This is a genomic window from Bacillus sp. A1, assembly GCF_042296235.1.
Taxonomy (GTDB): Bacteria; Bacillota; Bacilli; order Bacillales; family Bacillaceae; genus Bacillus; species Bacillus velezensis.
In genome coordinates, this window is sequence record NZ_CP141181.1 from 2,856,153 (window position 1) to 2,869,853 (window position 13,701).

Annotated in this window: 17 protein-coding genes; 4 read left to right on the forward strand and 13 right to left on the reverse strand. The window is 46.5% G+C overall.

Features of this window, described 5'->3' with window-relative positions; genetic code table 11:
• Positions 1–122 precede the first annotated feature (122 nt).
• The 3 genes from U2H13_RS13925 (at position 123) to U2H13_RS13935 (ending at position 1,261) form a co-directional block, all read left to right on the forward strand.
• Positions 123–464, forward strand: coding sequence for a YtrH family sporulation protein (locus tag U2H13_RS13925; protein WP_017418353.1), 342 nt, complete (start codon positions 123–125; stop codon positions 462–464).
• Entirely contained in the window at positions 461–964 is a 504-nt protein-coding gene (ytrI, locus tag U2H13_RS13930; protein WP_007408062.1) for a sporulation membrane protein YtrI, read from the forward strand. Before U2H13_RS13925 ends, ytrI begins: the two co-directional genes overlap by 4 nt.
• Before the next feature lie 105 nt (positions 965–1,069).
• Positions 1,070–1,261 (forward strand): hypothetical protein, encoded by a 192-nt coding sequence (locus tag U2H13_RS13935; RefSeq protein ID WP_017418354.1) that lies wholly within the window; start codon positions 1,070–1,072, stop codon positions 1,259–1,261.
• Positions 1,262–1,278: 17 nt separating this feature from the next.
• Here the strand turns inward: U2H13_RS13935 and U2H13_RS13940 are convergent, their stop codons facing one another.
• Entirely contained in the window at positions 1,279–2,220 is a 942-nt protein-coding gene (locus U2H13_RS13940) for a bifunctional oligoribonuclease/PAP phosphatase NrnA (RefSeq protein WP_103527227.1), read from the reverse strand.
• A gap of 116 nt (positions 2,221–2,336) precedes the next feature.
• Here U2H13_RS13940 and U2H13_RS13945 point away from each other — a divergent pair, with 116 nt between their 5' ends.
• Entirely contained in the window at positions 2,337–2,639 is a 303-nt protein-coding gene (locus U2H13_RS13945) for a YtpI family protein (protein WP_014418625.1), read from the forward strand.
• 28 nt (positions 2,640–2,667) lie between these two features.
• Here the strand turns inward: U2H13_RS13945 and U2H13_RS13950 are convergent, their stop codons facing one another.
• From U2H13_RS13950 to U2H13_RS14005, 12 genes are all read right to left on the reverse strand, one after another.
• Positions 2,668–3,984, reverse strand: coding sequence for a CBS domain-containing protein (locus U2H13_RS13950; protein WP_007408058.1), 1,317 nt, complete (start codon positions 3,982–3,984; stop codon positions 2,668–2,670).
• A gap of 138 nt (positions 3,985–4,122) precedes the next feature.
• A complete protein-coding gene (locus U2H13_RS13955) occupies positions 4,123–4,809 on the reverse strand; it encodes a metal-dependent hydrolase (protein WP_007613083.1) in 687 nt (228 codons plus the stop codon).
• A 60-nt stretch (positions 4,810–4,869) separates the two neighbouring features.
• The gene (locus tag U2H13_RS13960) at positions 4,870–5,637 is read right to left on the reverse strand and encodes an SDR family oxidoreductase (RefSeq protein ID WP_095272590.1); all 768 of its coding nucleotides are present in this window, start codon (positions 5,635–5,637) and stop codon (positions 4,870–4,872) included.
• Between the two features lie 137 nt (positions 5,638–5,774).
• Positions 5,775–5,903, reverse strand: coding sequence for a hypothetical protein (locus tag U2H13_RS13965; protein WP_007408056.1), 129 nt, complete (start codon positions 5,901–5,903; stop codon positions 5,775–5,777).
• 73 nt (positions 5,904–5,976) lie between these two features.
• On the reverse strand, positions 5,977–7,353 hold the full coding sequence (argH, locus tag U2H13_RS13970) for an argininosuccinate lyase (protein ID WP_003152429.1): 1,377 nt from the start codon (positions 7,351–7,353) through the stop codon (positions 5,977–5,979).
• Entirely contained in the window at positions 7,350–8,561 is a 1,212-nt protein-coding gene (locus U2H13_RS13975) for an argininosuccinate synthase (RefSeq protein WP_003152428.1), read from the reverse strand. Before U2H13_RS13975 ends, argH begins: the two co-directional genes overlap by 4 nt.
• A gap of 151 nt (positions 8,562–8,712) precedes the next feature.
• Complete coding sequence (locus tag U2H13_RS13980) at positions 8,713–9,225, reverse strand: molybdenum cofactor biosynthesis protein B (protein ID WP_007408054.1); 513 nt, start codon at positions 9,223–9,225, stop codon at positions 8,713–8,715.
• 99 nt (positions 9,226–9,324) lie between these two features.
• Entirely contained in the window at positions 9,325–10,512 is a 1,188-nt protein-coding gene (locus tag U2H13_RS13985) for an acetate kinase (RefSeq protein ID WP_007408053.1), read from the reverse strand.
• A gap of 310 nt (positions 10,513–10,822) precedes the next feature.
• Entirely contained in the window at positions 10,823–11,809 is a 987-nt protein-coding gene (locus U2H13_RS13990; RefSeq protein ID WP_014418629.1) for a class I SAM-dependent methyltransferase, read from the reverse strand.
• A 61-nt stretch (positions 11,810–11,870) separates the two neighbouring features.
• A complete protein-coding gene (tpx, locus tag U2H13_RS13995; protein ID WP_007613091.1) occupies positions 11,871–12,374 on the reverse strand; it encodes a thiol peroxidase in 504 nt (167 codons plus the stop codon).
• A gap of 115 nt (positions 12,375–12,489) precedes the next feature.
• A complete protein-coding gene (ytfJ, locus tag U2H13_RS14000) occupies positions 12,490–12,930 on the reverse strand; it encodes a GerW family sporulation protein (protein WP_003152423.1) in 441 nt (146 codons plus the stop codon).
• A gap of 12 nt (positions 12,931–12,942) precedes the next feature.
• Positions 12,943–13,632, reverse strand: a complete 690-nt coding sequence (locus tag U2H13_RS14005; RefSeq protein WP_095061281.1) for a DUF2953 domain-containing protein — start codon at positions 13,630–13,632, stop codon at positions 12,943–12,945.
• Positions 13,633–13,701 lie beyond the last annotated feature (69 nt).

Consider the following 13,701-nt stretch of genomic DNA (forward strand, 5'->3'; position numbering starts at 1 on the left):
ACGTTCATTTTGCCTTTCTACATTATAAGACGGGTTTTCTTAAGAAACAAATGTTCTTTTTTGACTCATCATCATACTTGTCCGTTTCGCTCAATATGATAGAAAAGTGAGGTGGTGTATATATGGATCAGGAAGCCGGATTTATGGCGAATTTCATCAGCAGTTATTTTATCGCCCTCGGTGTGTTGCTCGGCGGCGCGCTGATCGGCGGACTCGGAGCTTATTTATCAGGCGAGCCTCCGCTGACGGCGATCACAAAATTGGCGAACAGGCTGAAGATCTGGGCGCTTGTCGCGGCCATCGGGGGAACATTTGACGCGGTATACAGTTTCGAGCGGGGGCTGTGGGAAGGTAACACGCGCGACATCTTCAAACAGCTTCTTTTAATTATTTCAGCAATGGGCGGCGCGCAGACCGGCTGGCTGATTATTTCATGGCTGACCCAGGAGAATATGTCATCATGAGAATTCCCGAGTATTATAAAAAACCGGGATGGCAGCGTTTTTTTGCGGGAATGATGTGCGGAGCCATCGTCAGCTGGCTGTTCTTTCTGTTTACATACGGAACGTTTCAGGAAGAACAGGTGACGTTAATTGAAAAGCAGCGGGAGCACGCGCGGGATTTAAAAAACCAAATCTCCATCTATCAGAAAGATCTTCATAAATTAAATGAGGATAATAAGCAAAGGCTGCTCATCCAAAGTGTTGATGTGAAGCTGATCAATGGGGAAAAATACAGAATCGCCCAGCCTGACAAGATGAAATTTGAGGAACAAGTGAAAGATAATATTTCTGAAGTCATCACAAAGGATATTGAAAGCGTGTATAAAACAAAGGAGCTTTTAAAACGGACGATCGAAAACAAAATATACACCATAAATGAGAAGGAATTTAAAGCTGAAGTAAAGGAACTGACGATTTATACGAGATTGTCTGTCGAAATTCATATTTCTTTTGCGACGTAATTATGTCATTTTTAAAAATTTTCCATAGATCTGTCGCTTTTTTCTCCGCTTTTTTATAAACTGTAGATGAGACATTTTCAATGATTCTGAAGGGAGGAAGGGAAAATGGAGGTTTTTAGTGAACGACGCTTGGCAAAAGATCATGCAGCCCGAATCAGACAAGGCTATTCCGCATATGCAGAAACAAACACACTCGCTTCCCTCATAAAAAAAGAACTCCAAATCTGTAATCTCCGCGTCTACGAAGACCTGACTGAATTCGGCTGCTGGTTCATCCCCGTGACAGATGAACACTAAGAAAGAGGGTCTCCCCTCTACTTGTGTTCGTTACATATCTCTTCCAGATCAGCAAGAATCTGATCGGTTTCATCCCAGCTGAAGATGGATGCGCCGGCCGCAAGCGGATGTCCGCCGCCATTGTATTTCCGGGCAATTCCGTTGATGACCGGACCTTTTGAACGGAACCGGACTCTGATTTGATCGTCTTCTTCTACGAAAAACACCCAAGCGCGGATACCCGAAATATTTCCGAGTGTTCCGACAAGCTGCGACGCTTCAGAAGCGGTGGTTCCATATGTCTCCAAAATGTCTTTTTTAATGAAAACGGAAGCGACGCCGTTTTCAGACAGTGACACATTTTGATAAATAAAGCCGTTAAGCTTCACCACATTTAATTTTGTTTCATACAATTGATTGAACAGCTCTGACGATGAAAATGGGAACTCAATGAGCTCTCCCGCGTATTTTAATGTCTTTTTTGTGGTGTTCGGGAATAAGAAGCGCCCCGTATCACCGACGATACCCGCGTAGATCAGCTCAGCTGCTTTCGTATTCAGTTTCCAGCCGTGCTGCTTTCCTTCCAGGTACAGCTCATAGATCATTTCGCTTACGGAGCTTGCATTCGTATCGACCCATAACAGATCGCCATACGGATCTTCATTTGGATGGTGGTCTATTTTCATGAGCTTTGCGCCGGAATGGTAGCGCTGATCGTCGACCCTGCCTTGGTTTGCGGTGTCGCACACGATGACAAGAGCATCTTTATAGGTTTCGTCATCCACCTCATCGAGGGAATATAAAAAAGACAAGGACGGCTCAGGCTGTCCGACGGCAAAAATATTTTTTTCGGGATACGTTTCCCGCAGGATTTCCGTAAGGCCGCACTGTGAACCGTAGGCGTCCGGGTCAGGCCTCACATGTCTATGTAAGATAATGGTGTCATATAATGATATGGTTCTGATCAGTTCGGATATCATCGTTTTCTCCTTTTCGTTTTTATTCATTTAATCATACTCTTTATCCATGGAAAAGGAAAATCTTTCAGTAACGGTATAAACGGTTTTGCAAACTCATATAATGGAGGATTTCATTTATGCTGGTTTTTGTTTTTCTCATCGGGCTTTCTGCCTGCTTTTACGTGTATTACAAAGTAAAAGGAATCCAGACGAAACGGGCGCTGGAGAAGGAATGTTTTTCGGCTAAATCAAGTATGGCATTAGGTGCGCTGGTGCTTTTGTACGGAGTAAACCAAATGATTCTGTTTCACTCCGTCCTGACCCTGGTCATCGGCGGCGTCTTCATTTTAATCGGAGCAGGCAGCGCATGGGCCGGGTATAGAGCCTATAAGCATTATGAGCCCATCCATGCAAAGGAAGCGGAGAGGGACCACGCATAATGAATGCAAAGGGACCCGGGTGCGTCCCTTAACTTCTCTCCATCAGCTGCACCATGAGCATCGCTTTTGAAACGATGCCGCTTTGGCTTGACACTTCCACTTCCATTTTCCCGAATTTCCGGCCCGCCTCTAAAATGCGCGGTTTCACTTCAATGACCGACTCCATCTGTACGGGCTTCAAGAAGAAAATCGTAATGCTTTCAATGACCAGCTCGCCGCGTTTGCGGGAGCGTAAAAATCGGCTGGCGGCCTGGGTTAAAATCGTCGTAAACACCCCGTAAGAAATCGTGCCGAGCTGATTGGTCATTTGCGGCGTGACTTCATATTGATAAACGGCCGGCGTTTTGTCATCTTCCTCTTCTTTAAATCCTCTTGAAACAATATCATCCAGCTTTTCACCGACCTGAGGCTGCTTTTGAACCATTTGAAGCGCTTTTAAGACATCCTGGCGGCTGATCATTCCGATCAGTTTGTGATGCCCGTCTGTCACCGGAAGCACTTCAATTCCTTCCCAAACCATCATTTGAGCCGCTGAGGCGACAGATGTTTTCCCGATCACCGTGACAGGGTTTTTAGTCATTACTTTTTCAATCGGAACTGACCGGTCATGCCCCGCGATATCTTTCGATGTGAGGATTCCGTGGATTTTCATCTGCTGATCGATAACCGGGAAGCGGCCGTGTCCGGTTTCATAGTTCTTTTCGTACCATTTCTCCAGCTTATCCTTAGGGGACAGCGTCACTGTCCGATCTGCGGGCGTCAAAATGTCTTCCACGAGCACAATCTCTTTTTTTATGAGCTGATCATAGATCGCCCGGTTGATCATCGCGGCTACCGTAAAGGTATCGTAGCTCGTAGAGAGAATCGGAAGCTCAAGCATATCGGCCAGCTCGATAATGCTGTCGTCGGTATTAAACCCTCCCGTTACCAAAACAGCTGCGCCCGCCTCAAGCGCCTGGCGGTGGGCGTTGATTCGGTTCCCGACGATTAACAGGTTCCCCGCCGCCGTATAACGCATCATCGCGTCAAGCTCCATCGCGCCGATCACAAACTTATTCAACGTTTTATGCAGACCGGCTTTTCCGCCGAGCACCTGGCCGTCTATCACATTGACGACCTCGGCGTATGTCAGCTTTTCAATATTTTCTTTTTTCTTCTGTTCAATCCGGATGGTCCCCACACGTTCAATAGTGGAAACGAATCCTTTGTTTTCGGCTTCCTTAATGGCTCTGTAAGCCGTTCCTTCACTGACTTTCATTTCTTTCGCAATTCTTCTGACCGAAATTTTTTCACCGACAGGAAGCGAATCTATGTATGATAGGATTTGTTCATGCTTTGTTGCCAAGCGTTTCACCTCTAAGGACAGTCTTCTGCTTTTATTATAAGGGTACGGGGGATTCATTCGCAATGAGACGCCCGAAAAAAGGCGGCATCACAAAAAGACCTTCTGAATGCTTGATTCAGAAGGTCTTTGACACATATGTCAGGCAAGCTCAATGGTCTCGCCGGCCGCCATGACTTTGCCGACGCCTCCGGGCAGACTTTCGGCGAAAGCGTCAGGGTCCTGTTCAATGACAGGAAATGTATTGTAATGAACGGGAACGACCTGTTTCGCTCTCAGCCACTCAGCCGCGAGTTTCGCGTCTTCAGGGCCCATGGTGAAGTTATCACCGATCGGCAGAAACGCCAGGTCAATGTGATTCAGTTCCCCGATCAGTTTCATATCTGAGAACAGCGCCGTGTCTCCGGCGTGGAAAATCGTTTTGCCGTCAATCGTCAATAAAATCCCGGCCGGCATCCCCGTGTACGTAATGGTTTTGTTTTCTTCATCAGTGACCGCCGATCCGTGGAATGCCTGTGTCAGTTTCACTTTGCCGAAATCAAATTGGCGCGCCCCGCCGATATGCATCGGGTGGACCTTTAAACCTTTAAAGCCGAGATAAACGGCAAGCTCGTTCGGCGCAATGACGAGCGCATCGTTTTGTTTAGCGATCTGCTCTGTATCTCCGACATGGTCATTGTGTCCGTGAGTAAGCAGGATGACATCCGCTTTCACTTCTTCCGGTTTCAAATTTGTCAGACTGTTTCCGGTCAGAAACGGATCAAAAATAATGTTATGGGTTTTCGTTTCCACTTGAATGACAGAATGTCCGTGATAAGTCACTTTCATCGTTTTCACCTCATAAAAAATTAATATTTATCAAGTTCCCTTTTTGACAAACGAAAAAACTTACAGGGATTGATGCCTGTTAATCACATTCAGCCCGCCTGTTGCTTCAATGACCGTTCCGGTTACAAGATCGGAATCTTCCTCACATAAAAAGGCGATGATTCTCGCAATATCCTCTCCGGTTCCGGACCTGCCGATCGGCGTCTTTTCTTTGCCGATTTTCCGTCTTGCTTCCTCTATAGACGCTTCTTTCATATCTCCTACAATATCACCCGGGCAGACCATATTGGCCGTAATGCCTGATTCGGCTTCTTCAATCGCAATGGTTTTCGTTAACGAAGCCAATCCGACTTTAGCCGCTCCGAAAGCGGAACGGTGAAGCCAGCCGGGGGCATGGTCCGCTCCTTGAAAACCGTATGTAATAATCCGGCCGAACCGCTGCTGTCTCATGACCGGGATAACCGCTTTAAATAGATGGAAAACGGCGCTTAAATTCCCTTCAAGCATGTCATACCATTCGTCATCGGAGTAATCGGCTAGCTTTTTGCGCTCAAATATGTACGGCCCGGCATTGTTAATCAGTATGTCAATCCTTCCAAACCGCTGAAGGGCTGCATCGGCGATCCGAATGAGATCTTCTTTCCGGGTTACATCGCCCTTAACGAATTGCAATCTGTCATGGCACCCGGGATAATCCGCCTTCAGACAGGCGACCGCTTCTTCGTCTTGTCTGTAATTCACTGTGACAGAAAAGCCTTTTTCCAGAAGCATTTCAGTCACTTTTCGGCCCAATCCCTTTGTACCGGCAGTGATTAGAGCATGTCGCACATTGAATACCCTCCCCAGGCAACGTTGCCGCTTCAATAGAATCAAGACGTTTCTCCCTCTACTTTACTATAAACAAACGGCAATATCACTTTTTTGCACTTCGTCCGCACGAAAAAAAAGCCGTCTTTACAGACAGCTTAATTTTCTGAAGGAGCAGAGGCTTCCTCCATGCCGACATAACCGCTTTCGTATGCCTCTGAGATGAGTCTGGCCGTTTCTTCACTTTCTTTTTCATCGTAGATGTAACGGTCTTGTTCTTTGCGCATTCCTTCTACCTCCCATCTTTATAGATGTAGGGTGTCTGATATAACGGGAAAATATGAAGGAAATTTCAGCAAATTAAATGCCGGCGCAGGCTTTTGCTTTTACGAGCGCCTGTTCTACCTGCTGAAAACCCGTTCCGCCGGCGCTCATTCTTTTTTCAACCGCATGATGCGGATCGAGCACGGTATAGATATCTTCTTCAAAGAGACTGCTGGCTTGAAGGAATTCTTCAAATGCCATATCACTTAAATAGATTCCTTTTTCAATGCAGCTGTACACAAGCTTGCCGACCACTTCATGCGCTTCTCTGAACGGCATGCCTTTTTTAGCTAAATAATCGGCAAGTTCCGTCGCGTTTGAAAAATCTTGTTTTGTCGCTTGTTTCATGATGTCTTTGTTTACTTTCATCGTTTCAATCATGCCCGTGAAAATCTGAAGGCTTCCTTCAACGGTTTTCACCGTGTCAAACATGCCTTCTTTATCTTCCTGCAGGTCTTTGTTGTAAGCGAGCGGGAGCCCTTTCATAATCGTGAAAAGCCCCATCATATCACCGTATACGCGTCCGGTTTTACCGCGGATCAGCTCCGCCATGTCGGGGTTTTTCTTCTGCGGCATCATGCTGCTTCCCGTCGCATACGTATCATCCAGTTCAATGAATCTGAATTCCTGCGAGCACCATAGAATGATTTCTTCTGATAAACGCGAAAGGTGCATCATCAGCATGCTGCTGCCGCTTAAAAACTCGAGAATAAAATCTCTGTCACTGACTCCGTCAAGACTGTTCTCATAAATGGAGTCAAAACCGAGCAGCTCCGCCGAATAGTTACGGTCTATCGGAAACGTAGTTCCGGCAAGCGCCCCGCATCCGAGCGGCGATATGTTAATCCGCTTCATAGCATCGCGAAAACGCTCTTTATCCCGTTCAAGCATCCAAAAATAAGCAAGCAGATGGTGGGCGAAAGAAATCGGCTGAGCCCGCTGTAAATGGGTGTACCCCGGCAGAATGGTCTCGACATTGGCCTCCGCTTTTTCGATCAGCGCTTTTTGGAACTGTTCAATCAGCACGATGATATGTGAGACATGATCTTTCAAATACAAATGCATGTCGGTCGCCACCTGGTCATTCCGGCTTCTGCCGGTATGCAGCTTGCCGCCTAGCGGTCCGATTTCTTCGATCAGCATTTTTTCAATATTCAAATGGATATCTTCATAATCAACAGAGAATTCAAGCGTCCCTTCCTCTGCTTTTTGCAGGAGGGTCTGCAGCCCCTGTCGGATGGCGCCTTCTTCTTCTTCCGTCAGAATGCCGCATTTTTTCAGCATTGCCGCATGAGCGAGAGACCCTGTAATATCCTCTTTGACTAAGTTTTGGTCGAATGTGATGGATGCGCCGAACTCATCGACCCACTTTTCCGGTGTTTTTTGAAAACGGCCTCCCCAAAGCTTCTTCATGCTTCAATCTGCTCCTTCTTTTTCACAATGCTGTTTACTTTTGTCGGCAGCCCCCAAAGCTCAATGAAACCGATTGCCGCGTGATGGTCAAAAGCATCGTCTTTTGTATATGTCGCAAGTTTTTCATCGTAGAGTGAATATTCCGACTTACGCCCTTCTACAATGGCATGGCCTTTAAACAGCTTGACGCGCACGACGCCGGTGACGTGTTTTTGAGTTTCTTTCAAGAATGCAAGCAGCGCGTCTTTTAACGGCGAGAACCATAAACCGTTATAGATGATTTCAGACAGTTTTTGTTCAATTGCCGGTTTGAAATGGGCCACTTCTTTCACTAAAGTCAGGTCCTCAAGCTCTTTGTGAGCCGTAATCAAAGTCATCGCGCCCGGGCACTCATAAACCTCACGGGACTTAATGCCGACCAGGCGGTTTTCCACATGGTCAATCCGGCCGATGCCGTGTTTTCCGGCAGTCTCGTTCAGCTTGAGAATTAAATCAGCGAGCGGGTAGGTTACGCCGTCGATTGAAACCGGAACACCGGCTTCAAATGCGATTTCGATGATTTCCGGAACGTCCGGCGTGTTTTCAAGAGATGCTGTCAGGTCATATGCCCCTTCAGGCGGCGCCGCCCACGGGTCTTCTAATATACCGCATTCATTGGCGCGTCCCCATAGGTTCTGATCAATGGAATAAGGGCTGTCAAGATTGATCGGAATCGGAATGCCCCGGCTTGCGGCATATTCAATTTCTTCTTCACGCGACCATTGCCACTCACGGACCGGAGCAATGACCTCCAGATCAGGATTTAATGATTTAATGGATACTTCGAAACGAACCTGATCGTTGCCTTTTCCCGTGCAGCCGTGCGCTACGGCCACCGCGTTTTCCTTTTCCGCGACTTCAACGAGTTTTTTCGCGATTAACGGACGGGATAATGCAGATACGAGCGGATACTTGCCTTCATACATTGTATGGGCCTGCATAGAAATAAGCGCGTACTCCCGGGCGAATTCTTCTTTCGCATCAATCACATAGGAATTTACGGCGCCTACTTCCAGCGCTTTTTGCTGAACGAATGCCAAATCCTTTCCTTCCCCTACATCTAAGCAGCAGGCAACAACATCGTATCCCTGTTCTTGCAGCCATTTTATCGCTACAGAAGTATCAAGACCTCCTGAGTATGCCAATACAACCTTTTTTTGTTCTGCCATGTTAAAAGCTCCCTTTGTATAAAAATTAGTTTTAATTAATAAAAATGCATTTTGTATGTATACACTGTAACAAGTAAATTCTGTTTTTTCAAGCCTTTTATAAAAAAAACCCCACCCAATTTTTCGAGCGGAGCAGAGCCTTTTTATACATTTATAAATCTTTTCGGATTTCCCGGAGCACATGGGGCAGTTCAGGAATAATCAGTTTACTCATCGCAAGCTTTACGGCGCCTGAGGAGCCGGGCGTGCAGAAGACTGCGGTATTTTGGATCACACCCGCTGCCGCTCTGGACAAAATGGCGGCGGAACCGATGTCCTCCGTATAGCTCAGCATGCGGAACAGCTCGCCGAATCCCGGGAGTTCTTTTGAAAACAGCGGCGTGACCGCTTCAATTGTGACATCCCTTTCGGCAATGCCCGTCCCTCCGTTTAACAGCACCGCATCTGTATATTCATCCATACAGCCGGATAAAACGGCTTTCTGCAATTCATCTTTTTCATCTTTAACAATGTCATAAGCGACCGTTTCAAATCCCGCTTCCCTGAGGAAGTCCATCATGACGCGCCCGCTTTTGTCGGTTTCTTTCGTTCTCGTGTCGCTGACTGTAATCACCTTGCAGCGCACCGCTGACGGGGCTTCTTGTTTATGTTCATGCACACTCATTGCTTCACCTCATCGTTTATGTAATAAACATATCGTAACGTTTGATTCTGGGGCATTCAATAAAAAAGCACACCCTAAAGGATGTGCTTTTTTCGATCATTACTGTGCAAGGCGGACAACGTCGCGTGCGATCATGACCTCTTCGTCAGTCGGAATGATCATGACTTTGACAGGAGAGTGAGGGTAGCTGATAAACGCTTCCTCGCCGCGCACGTTGTTCAGCGCAGGATCCCAATATACACCCATGAATTCTAAGCCGCGAAGCACGCGTTCTCTGACTTCAACGCTGTTTTCACCGATACCCGCAGTGAAAATAATCGCGTCAACGCCGCTCATTCTCGCAGCATAAGAACCGATGTATTTATGGATTCTGCTCGCGAACACTTCAAGAGCCGTTTCCGCTCTTTCGTTTCCTTCTTTTGAAGCTTCCACGATATCGCGGAGGTCGCTGGAGAAACCGGATACGCCAAGCAGTCCGCTCTTTTTATTTAACGTATTTAATACTTCATCTGCCGTCTGATCCGTTTTTTCCATAATGTACGGAATCAATGCAGGGTCGATGTTTCCTGAACGTGTTCCCATCGCGACACCCGCAAGCGGTGTGAAGCCCATTGACGTATCAATGGATTTTCCGCCTTCTACGGCCGCGATACTTGCGCCGTTACCGAGGTGGCAGGAAATCAGACGCAAATCTTCAAGCGGGCGGCCGAGAAGCTCAGCTGCGCGCTGTGTCACGTATTTATGAGAAGTGCCGTGGAAACCGTATTTGCGAATGCCGTATTTCTCGTAGTATTCGTACGGTAGGCTGTACAGGTAAGATTGTTCAGGCATCGTTTGGTGGAACGCCGTATCAAACACTGCAACCGCAGGCACATTCGGAAGCACTTCTTTAAAGGCTTTAATGCCGACGATGTTAGCCGGGTTGTGAAGCGGCGCAAGTTCTGAAATCTCTTCAATCTCACGGATTGTTTCATCCGTAAGCAAAACAGAATCGCTGAATTTTTCTCCGCCGTGAACCACACGGTGGCCGATTCCGTCAATTTCATTTAAATCCTTTATAATACCGAATTCAGTCAGCTTGTGAAGCAGCATCTTCACCGCAACCGCATGATCCGGAATATCTGTCACTTCTGTATTTTTTTCGCCGTTAACAGAGATTGTGAAAACGCTGTCGGCGATACCGATCCGTTCTACTAAACCTTTTGTTAGCACCTTTTCTGAAGGCATTTCGAATAACTGAAATTTTAAAGATGAGCTTCCTGCGTTAATTGCAATAATTTTAGACATAAATGACGCTCCTATCAAAATTCTTCTTCGTTTGTTCGTTCTTTTTTCCCAGACCATAATTGCAGTCCAAAAAATATCTGACTTTTCCATTTAAACATTGTCAACTCAGCATTTCAAGTCAACATCCACATTGGCACCGCTTACAATATGAAGTCGATATTTTCTGATAAATTTCATTTGTGCCAAATGGACGGTACCGCCTTACGGAATGTTATTTTCTTTCCTTAATTTGTGTTATCGTCCTGATTTCCATTCATTTTAAAAAGCAAAAGCAGCGCGGGATTTTGCATCTCACACTGCTTTTTCGCCATTATTTTTCTTTTTGAATCCATTGATCCAATTTTGCCATCATCTCCCGCATCGCCTGCTGGTTCGCAAAGGAAGGAAGATTCGCCAAAAGCGCTTGTTTCGGCGGCTTTGCATCTTCGCCTTTTTTCTGCAAGATTAAAATGCTCTTTGCCTGCGCTTCGTCTTTAAACATAGTAGCCGGCAGCTGAAGAAGGGCGTTGATATACACTTTTTCCGCAAAAAACCGCTTCAGTTTATCGCTTTGCGCGCTGTCAAACAGATGGTTCGGAATCATAAAAAATAAGTATCCGCCCGGTTTTGTATGTTTGACGCTCTGCTCAATAAATAAGTGGTGGGCAAATGAGTGGCCTTCATCCGCTTTCAGCTCATACGCTTCAGCGCCTTCGTCATTCGGATAGTAGCCGACCGGCAAATCGCAGATGACCGCATCGGCCGGTTCGATAAATAACGGCTGAAGACTGTCCTGGCAGAACAGCTCCATTTCTTTTTCCTGCAGATTCGCCTGCGCATATGCGATCTTCAGAAGGACATCGTCGATTTCAATGCCGAAGCTTTTTCCCGCTTTGTCAGAAAGCTGGTTTGCCGCGGTCAGCAGAAGATTTCCGGTGCCGCAGGCGGGGTCCAGCAATGTCAGGCCTTTTCGGCCGCCCGTAAATTTATTCACGAGGTAACTGATGAAAAGGCCGATCGTATCAGGCGTCATCTGTCTGTTCGGATGGGACTTATCTTTGAGCCCTTTTAAAATGGCGAGCTGGAACGCCTTGCGGATCCATTCATGCTCCCATTTTCTGAAGTCTGCTTTCGCGAGCAGGCTGTTAAGCTCGCCGGTTTGCTTTTCCTGAAGCGGAAGCTGGTCGGCCTTTTCAAGAAAATACATTTCTCCCGCTTCCGCAAGCCCCTCAATATAAGAAATCTGAAGGCCTTCTGCTATCACTTGGGCAGCTTCATCTAAAAGTTCATAAATCTGACCGACATGGTCGTGTTGCATGCTGTTTCCTCCTTGCCATGAAAAGAGCTCCGCGGCAGCACCCGGAGCTCTTTTTCTCTCTTTACTTGATTAACGCTTTTGCAGCTTCGATAGGCTTTTCATAATTCGGGTGGTTTGTCGCTTCGCTTACGTATTCCGCGTAAACGACTTTTCCGTCCTGATCAAGGACGAATACGGAACGCGCCAAAAGACGAAGTTCTTTGATGTGAACACCGAATGCTTCACCAAATGACATCTCTTTATGATCCGATAACGTTTCAACTTTATCAATTCCGTTCGCTCCGCACCAGCGCGCTTGTGCAAACGGAAGGTCGGCGCTGATTGTATAAACGTTCACATCACCGAGTTTTGCGGCTTCTTCGTTGAAGCGGCGTGTCTGCGCGTCACATACGCCTGTGTCGATGGAAGGGATAACGGATATGATCGTTACTTTCCCTTTCATATCTGCTAATGTCTTCTCTTCTAATCCGTTTGTCAAAACCGTGAAGTCAGGAGCTTGGTCACCCGGTTTCACTTCTTGTCCGATCAGCGTCACGGCTCCGCCTTTAAATGTAATTTCAGCCATTCTGATTCCTCCCTTTATCTATGTATAGCTCTATCATAGTCGAGTTTTATGCAAACTGCAAAGGTTATGCCGCATCGTAAAAAAAGCTAACTGCGGGCGGCAGTTAACTTTTCTGTTATAAATCGATATCCGTTCTTTTTTGGTTCCGGCCTTTTTCATTCTTTTTAAACATATGCTGGATGCGTTCAATCGTTTGAGGCGCGGAGTCTAACAGTTTATCAATCAGATGGGTGTTTTCGTCCAAATGAAGCATACGCACGCCGTTTGTTCCGACAATCAGAAACGCAATCGGCGTAATGGATACTCCGCCGCCGCTTCCGCCGCCGAACGGGAGCTTCTGCTCTTTTCTTTCATCATCATCGGTTCTTTTTTCAGCCGGCTTTCCTCCAAACTCGCTTCCGCCCGCCGCAAATCCGAATCCGACCTTTGAAACCGTTAAGATTACGCTGCCGTCAGGCGTTTCAACAGGATCGCCGATGATTGTATTCACGTCAATCATTTCTTTTAAATTTTCCATAGCGGTTTTCATTAAACCTTGAATGGGATGGTCTGCCATATGCGCTCCTCCTTAAACTGATGAATCATTCTTTGAAGCAACCGGAACCGGCTGTTTCTTTCGTATGATAGAAAGTCCGTTCCGCCCGTATTTGAGCAATTTGAAAGCTGCACCTATAAGATGTCCAAAACGAAAAAAGAATATACACTGCAAATGCGTCTTGGATGCAGGCACTTGAAAAGACGGAATGACTTCGCACACCGGTTTATGTATGAAACGCAGATGATCATACAGCATCGCCGTAAGGCCTCCCTTTACGGCCCACAATCCGCCGGCGGCGATTCCCGTAACGGCGGCGTCCTTTATTCCGATAACCGTCACCCATTCGAACTTCGTAACACGGACTCCCGCAAGAAATGAGGCGCCGATTTGGCGCATCTGAAAGACTTGGTGCAGAATCATTTCTATTCTGTGAATGCTCTGTTTGACATCTTCATATGTGATTTTTTTCTTCTCTTTTTTCTGACCTTTCATTTCTGATTTCGTGTCCTGTTTGACATCAATTGACGCGTCTTCGCTGTTTACTTTAATGACGGGCAGCGTTTTTTTAAAACGGACCAGCCCGTATAAGGCCGAGAGTTTAAACGTCAGTTTGTCGTTATCTTTATCATGAAGATATTCGAAAGTCAGATGGATTTTCATCCTCATGAGCAGCCAGGCCAAAATGAGAATGAGAATAACAGCTGCTGCGGCATATCCCATAAGCTTCACTTCCTTAGCAGCATTATCGCCAAAACCAAAAAAAATAAACCCGGACGTTTATTCCGGGTT

What these genes read in the sequence shown, in the direction of transcription:
- U2H13_RS13925 (WP_017418353.1), top strand. Translation starts at nt 123, where the DNA reads ATGGATCAGGAAGCCGGATTTATGGCGAATTTCATCAGCAGTTATTTT.
- ytrI (WP_007408062.1), top strand. Translation starts at nt 461, where the DNA reads ATGAGAATTCCCGAGTATTATAAAAAACCGGGATGGCAGCGTTTTTTT.
- U2H13_RS13935 (WP_017418354.1), top strand. Translation starts at nt 1,070, where the DNA reads ATGGAGGTTTTTAGTGAACGACGCTTGGCAAAAGATCATGCAGCCCGA.
- U2H13_RS13940 (WP_103527227.1), bottom strand. Translation starts at nt 2,220, where the DNA reads ATGATATCCGAACTGATCAGAACCATATCATTATATGACACCATTATC.
- U2H13_RS13945 (WP_014418625.1), top strand. Translation starts at nt 2,337, where the DNA reads ATGCTGGTTTTTGTTTTTCTCATCGGGCTTTCTGCCTGCTTTTACGTG.
- U2H13_RS13955 (WP_007613083.1), bottom strand. Translation starts at nt 4,809, where the DNA reads ATGAAAGTGACTTATCACGGACATTCTGTCATTCAAGTGGAAACGAAA.
- U2H13_RS13965 (WP_007408056.1), bottom strand. Translation starts at nt 5,903, where the DNA reads ATGCGCAAAGAACAAGACCGTTACATCTACGATGAAAAAGAAAGTGAA.
- argH (WP_003152429.1), bottom strand. Translation starts at nt 7,353, where the DNA reads ATGAAGAAGCTTTGGGGAGGCCGTTTTCAAAAAACACCGGAAAAGTGG.
- U2H13_RS13975 (WP_003152428.1), bottom strand. Translation starts at nt 8,561, where the DNA reads ATGGCAGAACAAAAAAAGGTTGTATTGGCATACTCAGGAGGTCTTGAT.
- U2H13_RS13980 (WP_007408054.1), bottom strand. Translation starts at nt 9,225, where the DNA reads ATGAGTGTGCATGAACATAAACAAGAAGCCCCGTCAGCGGTGCGCTGC.
- U2H13_RS13985 (WP_007408053.1), bottom strand. Translation starts at nt 10,512, where the DNA reads ATGTCTAAAATTATTGCAATTAACGCAGGAAGCTCATCTTTAAAATTT.
- U2H13_RS13990 (WP_014418629.1), bottom strand. Translation starts at nt 11,809, where the DNA reads ATGCAACACGACCATGTCGGTCAGATTTATGAACTTTTAGATGAAGCT.
- tpx (WP_007613091.1), bottom strand. Translation starts at nt 12,374, where the DNA reads ATGGCTGAAATTACATTTAAAGGCGGAGCCGTGACGCTGATCGGACAA.
- ytfJ (WP_003152423.1), bottom strand. Translation starts at nt 12,930, where the DNA reads ATGGCAGACCATCCCATTCAAGGTTTAATGAAAACCGCTATGGAAAAT.
- U2H13_RS14005 (WP_095061281.1), bottom strand. Translation starts at nt 13,632, where the DNA reads ATGGGATATGCCGCAGCAGCTGTTATTCTCATTCTCATTTTGGCCTGG.